At 74.9% G+C, this 13360-nt stretch carries 11 protein-coding genes; 8 read left to right on the forward strand and 3 right to left on the reverse strand.

Annotated features, from left to right (window positions below):
- Nucleotides 1–26 precede the first annotated feature (26 nt).
- From FB457_RS00080 to FB457_RS00095, 4 genes are all read left to right on the forward strand, one after another.
- On the forward strand, nt 27–956 hold the full coding sequence (locus FB457_RS00080; RefSeq protein ID WP_047018043.1) for a 5-dehydro-4-deoxyglucarate dehydratase: 930 nt from the start codon (nt 27–29) through the stop codon (nt 954–956).
- The gene (locus FB457_RS00085) at nt 956–2224 is read left to right on the forward strand and encodes an enolase C-terminal domain-like protein (protein ID WP_145780831.1); all 1269 of its coding nucleotides are present in this window, start codon (nt 956–958) and stop codon (nt 2222–2224) included. Before FB457_RS00080 ends, FB457_RS00085 begins: the two co-directional genes overlap by 1 nt.
- 70 nt (nt 2225–2294) lie before the next feature.
- Nucleotides 2295–3860, forward strand: coding sequence for a sodium:solute symporter family protein (locus FB457_RS00090; RefSeq protein WP_047018041.1), 1566 nt, complete (start codon nt 2295–2297; stop codon nt 3858–3860).
- A 112-nt stretch (nt 3861–3972) separates the two neighbouring features.
- On the forward strand, nt 3973–6426 hold the full coding sequence (locus tag FB457_RS00095) for a polysaccharide lyase 8 family protein (RefSeq protein WP_047018040.1): 2454 nt from the start codon (nt 3973–3975) through the stop codon (nt 6424–6426).
- Nucleotides 6427–6533: 107 nt separating this feature from the next.
- Here FB457_RS00095 and FB457_RS00100 read toward each other — a convergent pair whose 3' ends face one another.
- Nucleotides 6534–7454: an alcohol dehydrogenase catalytic domain-containing protein gene (locus FB457_RS00100; RefSeq protein WP_145780366.1), complete on the reverse strand. Its 921-nt coding sequence runs from the start codon at nt 7452–7454 to the stop codon at nt 6534–6536.
- Nucleotides 7455–7517: 63 nt separating this feature from the next.
- On the opposite strand from FB457_RS00100, the gene FB457_RS00105 reads away from it, so the two are divergent.
- Entirely contained in the window at nt 7518–7916 is a 399-nt protein-coding gene (locus FB457_RS00105; RefSeq protein ID WP_047018038.1) for an RNA-binding S4 domain-containing protein, read from the forward strand.
- 152 nt (nt 7917–8068) lie between these two features.
- Here FB457_RS00105 and FB457_RS00110 read toward each other — a convergent pair whose 3' ends face one another.
- A complete protein-coding gene (locus FB457_RS00110; RefSeq protein ID WP_145780368.1) occupies nt 8069–8965 on the reverse strand; it encodes an endonuclease/exonuclease/phosphatase family protein in 897 nt (298 codons plus the stop codon).
- 228 nt (nt 8966–9193) lie between these two features.
- Here FB457_RS00110 and FB457_RS00115 point away from each other — a divergent pair, with 228 nt between their 5' ends.
- Nucleotides 9194–10435, forward strand: coding sequence for an FAD-dependent oxidoreductase (locus FB457_RS00115; RefSeq protein ID WP_145780370.1), 1242 nt, complete (start codon nt 9194–9196; stop codon nt 10433–10435).
- A gap of 72 nt (nt 10436–10507) precedes the next feature.
- Here FB457_RS00115 and FB457_RS00120 read toward each other — a convergent pair whose 3' ends face one another.
- A complete protein-coding gene (locus FB457_RS00120) occupies nt 10508–11278 on the reverse strand; it encodes a methyltransferase domain-containing protein (protein WP_047020369.1) in 771 nt (256 codons plus the stop codon).
- Nucleotides 11279–11408: 130 nt separating this feature from the next.
- Here FB457_RS00120 and FB457_RS00125 point away from each other — a divergent pair, with 130 nt between their 5' ends.
- Nucleotides 11409–12362: a sigma-70 family RNA polymerase sigma factor gene (locus FB457_RS00125; RefSeq protein WP_186461909.1), complete on the forward strand. Its 954-nt coding sequence runs from the start codon at nt 11409–11411 to the stop codon at nt 12360–12362.
- 94 nt (nt 12363–12456) lie between these two features.
- The gene (locus tag FB457_RS00130) at nt 12457–13308 is read left to right on the forward strand and encodes a PhzF family phenazine biosynthesis isomerase (RefSeq protein WP_047018034.1); all 852 of its coding nucleotides are present in this window, start codon (nt 12457–12459) and stop codon (nt 13306–13308) included.
- The last annotated feature ends 52 nt before the right edge of the window (nt 13309–13360 follow it).

The following is a 13360-nucleotide window of genomic DNA, read 5'->3' on the forward strand; positions in this document are numbered from 1 at the left end:
GTTCAGATAGATGAATCGAGGTTCCGGTGCAGCTCGACGGCATCCTGTTCTTCCCCCTCACCCCCTTCGACGCCGCCGGCGCGGTGCACGAGAACGTGCTCGCCCGGCACGTCGCCGACGGCGTCGCGCACGGCGCGGGCGCGGTCTTCGCCGCCTGCGGCACCGGCGAGTTCCACGCGCTCGACGGCGCCGAGCACCGGCGCGTGGTCCGTACCGCCGTCGCGGCCGCGGCGGGCCGGGTGCCGGTGTTCGCCGGGGCCGGCGGCCCGCTGCCGCACGCCGTCGCGTGCGCCGGAGCCGCCGCGGAGGCAGGCGCGGACGGGGTGCTGCTGATGCCGCCGTACCTGGTCGCCGCGCCGGAGGCGGGGCTCGTCGCGTACGTGCGCGAGGTCGCCGCCGCGACCGGCCTGCCGCTGGTCGTCTACCAGCGCGACAACGCCCGCTTCACCCCCGCGGGCGCCGCGGAGCTGGCCCTGATCCCCACGGTCACCGGCTTCAAGGACGGGCTCGGGGACATCGAGCTGATGCAGCGCGTCGTCCCGGCCGTACATGCCGCGCTCGACGGCGGCGACGGGCCGAAGAAGGACTTCACCTTCTTCAACGGCCTGCCCACCGCCGAGGTCTCAGCCGCCGCGTACGCCGCCGTGGGCGCGCGGCTGTACTCCTCCGCCGTCTTCTGCTTCGCCCCCGAGGTGGCCCTCGCCTTCCACCGGGCGCGGGCCGCGGGCGACGACGCTCGCGTACGCCGCCTGCTGAGCGGCTTCTTCATCCCCCTCGTCCACCTGCGCAACGAAGTCCCCGGCTACGCCGTAGCGCTGGTGAAGGCCGGCGCCAGGATGCGCGGTCTGGACACCGGCGGCGTACGGCCGCCGCTGGCCGACCCGCACCCCAAGCACCTCGCCGAGCTGGAGCGGATCGTCTCCGCGGGACTGGAGTTGGCGGGGGCGGACCGATGATGCGGATACGCGAGATCACCGTCACCCCGGTCGCCTTCCGCGACCCGCCGCTGCTCAACGCCGCCGGCGTACACGAGCCGTGGGCTCTGCGCAGCGTCGTCGAGGTCGTCACCGACGACGGCCTCAGCGGCCTCGGCGAGAGCTACGGCGACGCCTCCCACCTGGACCGGCTGCGCGCCGCCGCCGAGGCTCTGACCGGCGCCGACGCCGGCCACCACCACGACCTCTACGCCCGCGTCGCCGCCAGCGTCGGCACCGGCGTCTTCACCGACCAGCACGGCCTCACCGGCGCCGGCAGCAACGGCAAGACCGTCGACTCCGTCTTCTCCCCCTTCGAGGTCGCCTGCCTCGACATCGTCGGTAAGGCCACCGGGCGCCGCGTGGCGGACCTCCTCGGCGGGCCGGTGCGCGACGCCGTGCCGTACAGCGCGTACCTCTTCTACAAGTGGGCCGGCCACCCCGACGCGCCGGAGGACCGCTTCGGCGCGGCGCTCGACCCGGACGGCATCGTGGCCCAGGCGCGGCTGCTCGTCGGGGAGTACGGGTTCCGCTCGCTGAAGCTCAAGGGCGGGGTCTTCCCGCCCGGCGAGGAGATCGCGGCGGTACGCGCCCTCACCGACGCCTTTCCCGGGCTGCCGCTGCGCATCGACCCCAACGCCGCATGGACGCCGGAGACTTCCGTGCGCGTCGGCACCGAGCTGGCCGGGGCCCTGGAGTACCTGGAGGACCCGGCGCCCGGCATCGAGGGAATGGCCGAGGTCGCGGCGAAGGTGCCGATGCCGCTGGCCACGAACATGGCGGTGGTCACGCACGCCCATCTGCCGCCGGCGATCGCGCACCGCGCCATCGGGGTGCTGCTGCTCGACCACCACTACTGGGGCGGGCTGCTGAAGTCCGCGCAGGTGGCGGCGCTCTGTGCGACGTTCGGCATCGGCCTGTCCATGCACTCCAACTCGCACCTCGGCATCAGCCTCGCCGCGATGACGCACCTGGCCGCCGCCACCCCCAACCTCGACCACTCCTGCGACACCCACACCCCCTGGCTGACGGTGCGGGACGGCCAGGACGTGATCACCCCCGGGGCCCTCGCCTTCGCCGGCGGCGCCGTACCGCTGCCGCCGGGTCCCGGGCTCGGCGTCGAACTCGACCGCGACGCGCTGGCCGTGCTGCACGAGCAGTACGAGAGGTGCGGCGTCCGGCGCCGCGACGACACCGCGTACATGCGCCGCTTCCACCCCGGCTTCGCCCCCGCGCGGGCCCGTTGGTGAGCGCACGGCACGCGGCACGCGCACCACCCCCTCCCCCCACCCCTCGGAGAAGACACAGGCAGGAGCCGCGATGTCCATCGCTGACTGGATTATGGTCGGGGCCTATTTCTGCGTGATGGTAGGCATCGGCTGGTGGTCGAAGAACCGCATCCACACCGTGAAGGACTTCTTCACCACCGGCGGCCGCATACCGTGGTGGCTGTCCGGCATCTCGCACCACATGTCCGGCTACAGCGCGGTGATGTTCGTCGCGTTCGCCGCCGTCGCCTACGACCACGGGCTGACGGTGTACGTGTGGTGGGCGCTCACCATCGGCCTCGGCATCGGGATCGGCGCGTTCCTCTTCGCGCCCCGCTGGGCGCGGCTGCGCGCGAAGCACGACGTGGCCTCGCCGCTGGAGTACCTGGCGAAGCGGTACAACCTGCCGACGCAGCAGGTGCTGGCGTACAGCGGCGCGCTGCTGAAGGTCGTCGACATCGCGGCCAAGTGGGTGGCGATCTCGGTGCTGCTCCAGGGCTTCGCGGACGTGCCGCTGGAGTGGGGCATCCTCTTCACCGGCGTGGCCACGATGGCGTACATGGCGGTCGGCGGGCTGTGGGCGGACGTGCTCACGGACTTCAGCCAGTTCCTCATCCAACTGCTGGCCGGTGTGGTGATGTTCTGGGCCGTGCTGGCGGAGCTGGGCGGCATCGACACCCTGTGGACGATGTGGGACGACCTGCCGGACAGCCACCACGACCCGGTCACCGGGCCGGTGACGACGACGCTCGTCCTGGCGTTCCTGCTGGTGAAGACCTTCGAGTACAACGGCGGCATGTGGAACCTGGCGCAGCGCTACATGGCCGCGCCCTCCGGCTCCGCCGCGAAGCGCTCGGCGCTGCTCTCCAGCGGGCTGTGGCTGGTGTGGCCGTTCATCCTCTTCCTGCCGATGTTCGCGGCGCCGCTCATCGTGCCGGGCCTGGAGAACAGCGAGGAGTCGTACATCGAGCTGGCGAAGGAGCTGATGCCGGCCGGTCTGACGGGGCTGGTGCTGGCCGGGTTCTTCTGCCACACGATGGCGATGGTGGCCTCGGACTCCAACGTGATCTCGGCGGTCATCACCCGGGACATGGCGCCCGTGCTGATGCCGCGGGTACGGCAGTTGACGGACCGGGCGCAGTTGACGTTCGCGCGGGTGACGACGGTGGCGTTCGTCTCGGTGAGCATGGTGATCGCGATCGCGACCGGGGGTGAGGGCTTCGTGCTCGACGTGGTCGTGGACCTGGTGGCGGCGACGATGGGGCCGATCTCGATCCCGCTGATGCTGGGCATGCTGCCGTGGTTCCGGCGCTGCGGGCCGACGGCGGCCATCGTGTCGTGGGCCGGCGGCCTGGGGCTGTGGGCGGTACTGCACTGGGTGCTGGACGGCACCACGCAGGCCGCGCTCGTGGGGCTGCCGCTGCTGACGTCGCTGGTGCTGTACGTGGGCATCGGACTGCTGCGGCCCGAGGGCGGGGCGGAGCAGGACGCGCTGATCGACTCGCTGGGCTCGGACCCGGAGGAGGGCGCGGCGGCCGGGAACGCCTCGCCCGGCACGGAGGCGGGGGCGAAGGACACCCAGCCGCCGGAGGCGACGGCGGACCTCACCTCGCGCTGAGGGGTTCGCGGCCGGCAACCCCCGTTCCCGCGGCGGGGGTTGCCGACTTCGGGAGCAAGCGCTTTCATCCCCCGGTGAGTACGGACCCTTTCCTCCGAACCGAGGGAGCCCGATGCGCCCCGTCCGCCCGCCGTTGCCCTCCCGCCGCACCCTGCTCGCCGCGAGCGCCGGGACGCTCCTCGTCCCGGCGTCCGCCACCGCCGCGTACGCCGCGGCCCCCGGCGCCGCGCCCGGCCCGCCGACCGCACCCGCCGCCCCCGCCGCCGCCCCCGCCGACGAGGAAGCCCTGCTGGAGCGCGCCGCCCGCATGCTCGCCGGCGACGGCTACGACCCCGCGGACCCCGACTTCGCCGCCGCCCTCGCCGGCCTCGAGGCCGAGACCCGCCGCTGGTGGGACACCCTGGACCGGTCGGCGGGCCGCACCGCGCTCTGGCCCGACCTCGCCCCCGTCGCCGACGCCGGCAACTTCGGCCAGTGCTACCCGCGGCTGCGCACCCTCGCCATCGCCTGGACCGCCCCCGGCACCTCCTTCACCGGCCGCGCCGACGTCGCCGCCGCGCTCGTCGACGCGCTGCGCTTCCTCCACGACGCGGCGTACCACCCGGCCCGTACCCCGACCGGCAACTGGTGGTTCTGGGAGATCGGCGCCCCGCGCGCCCTGCTCGACTGCTGCGTCCTGCTGCGCGCCGCGCTGCCCGCCGCCGACCTCGCCGCGTACCTCGCCACCGTCGACCGCTTCGTCCCCGACCCCGACCGCCGCACGGGCGCACCGACGCTCTCCGAGACCGGCGCCAACCGCGCCGACAAGTGCGTCATCGTCGCGCTGCGCGGGCTGCTGGGCCGCAGCCCGGAGAAGACCGCACTGGCCCGCGACGGCCTGTCCGACGTGCGTGACGGCGGGCGCAACAGCCTCTTCCAGTACGTGACCTCCGGCGACGGCTTCTACCGCGACGGCTCGTTCATCCAGCACGGCTCCGTCGCCTACACCGGCACGTACGGCGCGGTGCTCCTGGCCGCCGCGGGGCAGTTGATGGCGCTGCTCGCCGGATCGCCGTGGGCGGTCACCGACCCCGCGACGACCGTGCTCTTCGACGCCGTCGAGCGGTCGTTCGCGCCGGTGATCACCGACGGGCTGATGATGGATGCGGTACGCGGCCGGGCGATCTCGCGCGAGCGGGCGCCGGACCACGTGGACGGCGCGCTCGCCGTCTCCTACGTCCTGCAGTTGGCGGAGGCCGCGCCCGCGGAGCAGGCCGCGCGGTGGCACGCGGCGGCGAAGGGCTGGATCGAGCGGCAGTCGGCGTACCCGTACCTCTCGCTCGTCGGCCTCCCGCACGTCCAGCGGGCCAAGGCCGTGCTCGCCGACCCCGCGGTGCCGGCGGCACCGCCGCTCACGGGACACCACTGTTTCGCCGCCATGGAGCGCGTCGTGCACCGGCGGCCCGGCTGGTCGTACGCACTGTCGCTGTCGTCGAAGCGCGTCGCCGCGTACGAGGCGGGCAACGGCGAGAACGGCCACGGCTGGTACACCGGCGACGGCATGGGCTACCTCTACCTCCCGGGCGACCAGGGGCAGTTCGGCGACGCCTTCTGGCCCACGGTGAACGCGTACCGGCTGCCCGGCACGACGGTCGACACCCGCCCGCGCGCCGGCCTGGGCACCGTGTGGACGGAGTTCCGCCCGGCGAACGAGGTGTCGGGCGGCGCGGTGCTGCACGGGCGGTACGGGGCGGCGGCGTTCGAGCTGCGGGCGGACGGCAGCTCGCTGCGGGCCAGGAAGACGTGGTTCTTCCTGGACGACGCGGTGGTCGCACTGGGCGCGGACATCGCGGCGGGCGACGGCAGGGTGATCGAGACGACGGTCGAGAACCGCGCCCTGCGCGGGGACGGCGCGCCGGCGTTCGTGGTGGACGGGCGCCGGCAGCCGGAAGAGCCCGGCCGGGAACGGGGCTTCGACGGGGCGCGGTGGGCGCACCTGGAGGGGGTCGGCGGGTACGTCTTCCTCGACGCGGACGGAGGCTCCCGGCTGCGGGCGCTGCGCGAGGACCGTACGGGCGCGTGGCGGGACATCAACACCGGCGCCGACACGGGCGGCTCCACCACCCCGCACACCCGGCGCTACCTGACGCTCTGGCTGGACCACGGCACGTCGCCGGCCGGGGCGCGCTACGCGTACGCGCTGCTGCCCACGGCGAGCCGGGTGGCGACGGCGGCGTGGTCGGCGAGCGGCCCCGTGCGGGTGGCGGCGAACGACGCGGCGGCGCAGGCGGTCGAGATCCGCCATCTGGGCCTGACGGCGGCCCACTTCTGGACGGCGGCCACGGCGGCGGGCATCCGCAGCGAAGGACCGGCCACGGTGCTGCTGCGGCACCGCGACGACACGATCTCCCTGGCGGTCTCCGACCCCGGTCACACGGCGGCGGAGATCCGCCTCGAACTCCCGCTGCCCGTCCGCGCGGTGACGAGCGCGGATCCGACGGTGGAGGTGACACCGGGCAGGCGGGGCCGGGTGACGGTACGGACGGAAGGCTCCCGCGGCGCGACGCACCGGGCGGAGCTGCGGTAGCGCGGAGCACGGTGCCGGGGTGACCCCGTGACGGCCTGCACGGGGTCACCTCGCGGGTGGCGCGGGGGCAGCGGCCCGGTGCGGGCCGGCCCCCGGGAGCCGCCGGTCTACGGCACGTCCAGGACCAGCTTGCCCCTCGTACGGCCCGACTCGCTGCGCCGGAACGCCTCCGCCGCCTCCGCCAGCGGCAGGGCGTCGACGTGCACCGTCAGCGTGCCCGCCGCCGCCAGTCCCGCCAGATGCGCCAGGCCCTCCGCGTCCGGGCGGACCCACACCACCTGCCCGCCCAGCTTCTTCACCTCGCCGTCCGCGACCGACGCGGAGCGCGCCGGGTCCTTGAGCACGTCGTGCGAGACCTGCACCGCCCCGCCGCCTGCGAAGTCCACCGCCGCGTCCACCCCGCCGGGGGCCAGCTCCCGCACCCGGTCGGCGAGTCCTTCGCCGTACGTCACGGGCTCGGCGCCCAGCGAGCGGAGGAAGTCGTGGTTGCGCTCGCTCGCGGTGGCGATCACGCGCGCCCCGCGGAGGACCGCGAGCTGCACGCCCAGCGAGCCGACGCCGCCCGCGCCGCCGTGGACGAGCACCGTCTCGCGGTCCCCCGCGCCCACCCGGTCCAGCGAGCGCAGCGCGGTGAGCCCGGCCAGCGGCAGCGCCGCGGCCTGCTGCCAGCCGAGCGCGGCGGGCTTGTGGGTGAGGGTCCGTACGGGCGCGGCGACGTACTCCGCGTAGGTGCCCTGCCCGACCTCGTCCCGGCGCACGTACCCCAGCACCTCGTCGCCGACGGCGAACTCCGGGGTGTCCGCGCCCAGTTCCTCCACAACGCCGGCCGCGTCCCAGCCGGGGATCAGCGGGAAGCGGACGTACATCATGGGATCGAGCCAGCCCTTCGCGACCTTCCAGTCCACGGGGTTCACCCCGGCCGCCTTCACCCGCACCAGCACCTGGTCGGGACCGACTTTGGGCTTCGGCACCTCGTCGAGTCGCAGGTTCTCGACTCCGCCGTAACTGTCCGTGATGATCGCCTTCATGCTCCCCTCCAAGGTCGGGTCGGACGGGATTATTCCGGAAGCGCGCCCCGTAGAGTCGATGACATGGCTGGAGAGGACGGGAGCGTACGGGTCGACAGCTGGATCTGGTCCGTACGGCTCACCAAGACCCGCTCCGCGGCTGCCACCGCCTGCAAGGCGGGGCACGTCCGCGTCAACGGCGACCGCGTGAAGCCGGCCCAGGCGCTGCGGGTCGGCGACGAGGTGCGGGTGCGGCTGGCCGGGCGGGAGCGGATCGTCGTGGTCAAGCGGCTGCTGCGCAAGCGCGTCGGCGCCCCGGTGGCCGTCGAGTGCTACGCGGACCACAGCCCGCCCCCGCCGCCGCGCGAGATGGCCGCCCCGGTCGCCCGCCGCGACCGCGGCACGGGCCGGCCGACGAAGCGGGACCGCCGCGAACTGGAACGCCTCCGCGGCCGCGCGGAACGGGACGGCGCCGAGGGCTAGGGCCGGTCCGGCGACCCGGGGGTACCGCCCACGTGCGCGCAGCGGTGACCCCGGCCCCGCCCGGTCACCTCACCGAACCGGACCGCTGCCGGGCCCGTCCGACCGGGAGGCGGGGGCGCCGGCGGCCGTGCGGGCCGCCGGCGCCCGGGGCGTCAGAAGCGCAGGAACGCCTGCACCGGCAGGTGGTCGCTGGGGAACTGGCCGCCGCGCTCGTACGTGTTGATCTTGGCGTATCTCGTCCGCACGCCCGGCGTGACGAGGATCCAGTCGATGCGGTCGCCGTCCGGCACCAGCGGCCGGTAGCCGTGGAACGTGGCGTACGCGTCGCTGCGCCGCTCCGCCGCGTCCCAGGTGTCCACCAGGCCGCCGCCCACGAGCATCGCGTCGTAGACGGGGTTGCGGTGGGCGGGGACGTTGAAGTCGCCGGTGACGACCCGCGGCAGCGAGGCGTCGAACTCCGCGAAGCGGCTGGTGATGAGGTCGGCGGAGAGCTCGCGCGCCTGCTGGTTGACGTGGTCGAGGTGGGTGTTGACGTGGTAGAACTCGCCGCCCGTGACCAGGTCGCGGAAGCGGATCCAGGTGACCATCCGCAGCACGGCGTTGCCCCAGGTGTTGGAGCCGATCAGGTAGGGCTCGTCGGAGAGCCAGTAGTGGTCGAACGCGACCGGGGCCAGTCGGCGGATGTCGTAGAACACCGCCATGAACTCGTCCTTGCTGCCGCCCTTCCGGCCGGTGCCGATCCAGGCGTGGTGGCGGCCGAGATCGGCGGCGATGTCGAGCAGTTGCGGGTACAGCCCTTCCTGGGTGCCGACGAGGTGCGGTTCCTCGGCGCGCAGCAGCGCGCGCATCACGGGGCGGCGCTCGGGCCAGGAGTTGGGCGGGGTGGCGGAGGCGTAGCGGAGGTTGAAGCTCATGACGTGCAGTTCGTCCTCGCCGTCGCCGCTCGCGCGGCTGTCGGCCCGCGCCTCGGTGAACCCGGCGACGGTCGGGGCGAGGGCGGCGGCCGCGGTGCCGAGGGCGCGGCGGCGGGTGAAGGGGAGCTCGGGCATGGGACACCTCTCCGTTCGGGGGGTGCGACGTGGGGAGAGTCTCAGGCGGCGAGATGAGAGGGAAGTGACGCGCACACGTCAGCGATACGAACTGAAGATCACCCGGCTGCGGACCCGGGCGCGCACCGCTCCCGTAGCGCTGTGATCCACGTCACGTGCCGTACCTGTCAGGAATCGCGGCGCTGCCCCGCTCAGGTCACGGAGCAAGCGACCGAGAGGGAGCCGCACATGAAGCACCGCATCGTCGTCCTCGGCGCCGGCTACGCCGGCGCCTACACCGCCGGGAACCTGGCCCGCCGGCTGTCTCCCGCGGACACCGGGATCACCGTGGTCAACGCGGTGCCGGAGTTCGTCCAGCGGCTGCGGCTGCACCGGCTCGCAGCCGGCGGGGAGATCGCGGCGCCGCGGCTGGCCGACGTCTTCGCGGGCACGGGGATACGGCTGCGGGTGGCCCGCGTCACCGCCCTCGCCCCGGAGAGCCGGATCGTCGCCGTGGCCGACGCCGACGGCGGCGGCCTGCTGCACTACGACACGCTCGTCTACGCCCTGGGCAGCCGCGTCGCCCACCGCGGCGTGCCCGGGGTGGCCGAGCACGCCTTCCACGTCACCGCCAGGCCCGCGGCGCTGCGCCTGCGCGACCGGCTGGACGGTTTGGACAGGAAGGGCGAGGGCGGCGCCGTACTGCTCGTCGGCGACGGGCTGACCGGCATCGAGACCGCCACCGAGATCGCCGAGGCCAGGCCGGGACTGTCGGTGACCCTCGTCGCCCGCGGCGAGCTGGGCGCCCGGCTCTCCCCCGGTGCCCGCGCCCACCTGCGCCGGGCCTGCGACCGGCTGGGCATCGCCGTCCGTGAGCACACCCGGGTCGAGTCCGTGGAGGCGGCGGGGGTGCGGTGCGCGGACGGCACCGCCGTGGCGTCCGACGCCACGGTGTGGACCGGGGGGTTCGCGGTCGACCCGCTGGCAGCCGCCGCCGGTCTCGAGGTCACGGGCACCGGGCAGTTGGCCGTCGACCGCACCATGCGGTCGGTCTCGCACCCCGACGTCTACGGCGTCGGCGACAGCGTCTGCGCCGTCGGCGACAACGGCCGGCCGCTGCCGATGTCCTGCGGTTCCGCCGGCTACACCGGCAGGCAGGCGATCGGCGCGATCGTGGGCCACCTCACCGGGCGCGAGGTCGCGTACACGAAGCTGGTCCACACGTTCAACCACATCAGCCTCGGGCGGCGGGACGGGATCCTGCAGCCCGTCGACGACGCGGCGGAGGCCAGGCCGGGGTACGTGGCCGGGCGGACGGCCGCGCGGGTCAAGGCGGCCATCGTCCGCGGCTCGCTGTGGGGCACCCTGCACCCGACGTACGGCCTGCCCAAGCGGCGGCGCCGCCTTGCCGCCGCGGCGGGGACCGCCACCGAGACCGCGCCGGACCCCTCGTGGGACGCGACCGGCGAGATCCCCTCCGTGGCCGCCTAGATGGGGCGTACGGCGGCCGCCGGTTCCGCGCGGATCCCGCACGGCCCGGGATCCGGGCGGCCGGGCGGCAACTCAGGCGGAAGCGGCGGCCACGAAGACGGGCACGGCGACGAGGAACCGGCCGGCCTCGGCCCGCCTGCGCTGTTCCGCGAGCCACGCGTCCGCCCGGTCCCGGGCGACGGCGCCGCTCTCGCAGGCAGGACCCGCGAGCCTCGCGAGCAGGGGCAGCATCGCGGGGTCGGTGAAGACGCTGGTGTGCACCTCGACCGTGACGTCGGCGAAGCCCCCGGCCAGGAGCAGGCCGCGGTACTGGCGGCCGGCGCGGGGCGCGCCCAGGAGGTCGGCGCGGGCGTGCACGATCGTGCGGGTGAGCGCGGCGTCGTCCGAGTCGATCATGAGGGCGTCCCAGTCCTGCCCGACGAGGACGATCCGGCCGCCCGGGCGGAGGACCCGCCGCGCCTCCGCCACCGCCCGCGCCGGCTCCCGGAGGACGTGGAAGACCTTGTCGGCGCGGTAACCGTGGACGCTTCCGTCGGCGAACGGCAGCTCCTCCGCCCCGGCCGCCCGGAACTCGGCCTCCGGCCACCGCTCCCGCGCCGCGGCGAGCATCCGCGTGCTGGGGTCCACCCCCACCGCGTGGACGCCGCGGTCGGTCAGCTCGGCGACGGCCCGGCCGGCGCCGCAGCCGACGTCGACGACGGTCGAGCCCGGGACGGGGGAGAGCAGTTCGTAGGAGCGGTCCCGCAGCCGGGTCGCGCCCGGCATCCGGTCCGCGGCGTCGATGACGGCCAGCAGGTTTTCGGTGTCGCGGTGCAGTGCCACCGCTTCCTGGTTCGTGGACATGGACGCCATGCTGCGACTTCATGCCGGCATGAGGTCAAGAGCGGCCGGAGGGCCGCGGCGTCCGGCCGGCGGGCCGCCGGCCGCGAGCGCGGCACCGGCCACGGGAGAGGGAGGATCTAGGGTGGAGCGCATGGACGGCACCGCGACCGACCGCTTCGACACCGGGCGGTTCGAGGACGGCCGGGCCCGGCTGGTGTCGCTGGCCTACCGGATGCTGGGGTCCGTCGCCGACGCCGAGGACGCCGTGCAGGACGCGTACCTGCGCTGGCAGGCCGCCGACCGGCGGCGGATCGAGGTGCCGGAGGCGTGGCTGACCAAGGTGCTCACCAACCTCTGCATCGACCGGCTCCGTTCGGCCCGCGCCCGCCGCGAACGCAGCGTCGGCGCCTGGCTGCCCGAACCGGTCCTCGACGGCGACCCGGTACTCGGCCCCGCCGACACCTTCGAGCAGCGCGAGTCGGTGTCGCTCGCCGTGCTCACCCTCATGGAACGCCTGTCACCCGTGCAGCGGGCCGTCTACCTGCTGCACGTGACCTTCTCCTACGGCCACGCCGAGATCGCCGGGATCCTCGGCATCTCCGAGTCCGCCAGCCAGCAGCACCTGCACCGGGCCCGCCGCCGCGTCACCGCCACGCGCCACCGCGGCGGCGAGGCCGACCGGGCGGCCGCCCTGCGGATCGCCGAGGAGTTCTTCACCGCCGCCGCCTCGGGCCGTACGGAACGGCTGGTGGAGCTGCTCACCGACGACGCGACGGCGATCTCCGACGGCGCCGGCCTGACCGGGACGATGCTGCAGTACGACACCCCGCAGCGGATCGCCGCCATCGCCCGGGCCGGCTTCGCGGCCTCGCCCACGAAGCGGCGCTTCGCCGGCGGGATACCCGCCGTCCACTCCGCGCACGTGAACGGCGGCCCGGCCATCCTCTTCGTGGTCGGCGGCAAGGTCTTCGGCGCCGTGACGTTCGACCTCGCCGGGGGAAGGATCGCGCTGGTGCGCGGCATCGCCGACCCGGCCCGGCTGGGCCGCCTCAACGAAGCCTGGCGGCGGTACGAACCGGGCCCGCCGGTGCTCGCGAGCTGGTGACCCGGATCCCGCCGCCCCGGCCGCCCCCGGCGTCCGCCCCGCACCGCCGCGTACCTGCGGGAACACCGGGCGCACCGCCGCGGGTTGCCCCTTCATGACCGACGTACTGCGTTACACCGCCTTCAGCACCGACCCCGCCGGCGGCAACCGGGCCGGCGTCGTCCTCGACGCCGCCGGCCTCTCCGACGAGCGGATGGCCGCCATCGCGGCCGACGTGGGCTACTCGGAAACCGCCTTCCTCACCCCGGGCCCCGCGGACGAGGCCGGTGCCGGCCGGTCGTTCACCGCCCGCTACTTCAGCCCCGCCGCCGAGGTCCCCTTCTGCGGCCACGCCACCGTCGCGACCGCCGTCGCGCTCGCCGAGCGGCTGGGCGCCGGCGACTTCGCGCTGCACACCCGGCCCGGCCGGGTCCCGGTGGCGGTGACCGAGGCGGACGGGGTGCTGAAGGCGACGCTCAGCAGCGTCGAGCCGCACGTACGGGAGGCCCCGGCCGCCGACGTCGCCGAGGCGCTGGCGGCGCTGCGCTGGTCCGCCGCCGAGCTGGACCCCGCGCTGCCCCCGCGCATCGCCTTCGCCGGGGCGCACCACCTCGTCCTCGCCGCCGCCACCCGGGCCCGCCTCGCCGACCTCGACTACGACTTCGGCCGGCTGCGCACCCTGATGGAGAAGCTGGACCTGACCACCGTCCAGCTCGTCTGGCGCGAGTCCCCCGCCGTCTTCCACGTCCGCGACCCGTTCCCCGTCGGCGGCGTCGTGGAGGACGCGGCCACCGGCGCGGCGGCGGCCGCCTTCGGCGCGTACCTCCGCGAACTCGGCCTCGCCGCCGGGCAGGACCGGCTCGCCCTCCACCAGGGCCACGACATGGGCAGCCCTTCGCTGCTGGAGGTGGAGCTGCGCGCGGGCGATCCGCGGGTGCACGTGACGGGCGCGGCGGTCCGCCTCTGAGGCACGCCATGTGATCCACCTCACATTCGGGATTTCCGCCGCTCCGCTGTCG

The organism is Streptomyces sp. CNZ287, assembly GCF_007827615.1.

What these genes read in the sequence shown, in the direction of transcription:
- FB457_RS00100 (WP_145780366.1), bottom strand. Translation starts at nt 7,454, where the DNA reads ATGAAGGCGATCATCACGGACAGTTACGGCGGAGTCGAGAACCTGCGA.
- FB457_RS00120 (WP_047020369.1), bottom strand. Translation starts at nt 11,278, where the DNA reads ATGTCCACGAACCAGGAAGCGGTGGCACTGCACCGCGACACCGAAAAC.
- FB457_RS00115 (WP_145780370.1), top strand. Translation starts at nt 9,194, where the DNA reads ATGAAGCACCGCATCGTCGTCCTCGGCGCCGGCTACGCCGGCGCCTAC.
- FB457_RS00095 (WP_047018040.1), top strand. Translation starts at nt 3,973, where the DNA reads ATGCGCCCCGTCCGCCCGCCGTTGCCCTCCCGCCGCACCCTGCTCGCC.
- FB457_RS00090 (WP_047018041.1), top strand. Translation starts at nt 2,295, where the DNA reads ATGTCCATCGCTGACTGGATTATGGTCGGGGCCTATTTCTGCGTGATG.
- FB457_RS00110 (WP_145780368.1), bottom strand. Translation starts at nt 8,965, where the DNA reads ATGCCCGAGCTCCCCTTCACCCGCCGCCGCGCCCTCGGCACCGCGGCC.
- FB457_RS00125 (WP_186461909.1), top strand. Translation starts at nt 11,409, where the DNA reads ATGGACGGCACCGCGACCGACCGCTTCGACACCGGGCGGTTCGAGGAC.
- FB457_RS00085 (WP_145780831.1), top strand. Translation starts at nt 956, where the DNA reads ATGCGGATACGCGAGATCACCGTCACCCCGGTCGCCTTCCGCGACCCG.
- FB457_RS00130 (WP_047018034.1), top strand. Translation starts at nt 12,457, where the DNA reads ATGACCGACGTACTGCGTTACACCGCCTTCAGCACCGACCCCGCCGGC.
- FB457_RS00105 (WP_047018038.1), top strand. Translation starts at nt 7,518, where the DNA reads ATGGCTGGAGAGGACGGGAGCGTACGGGTCGACAGCTGGATCTGGTCC.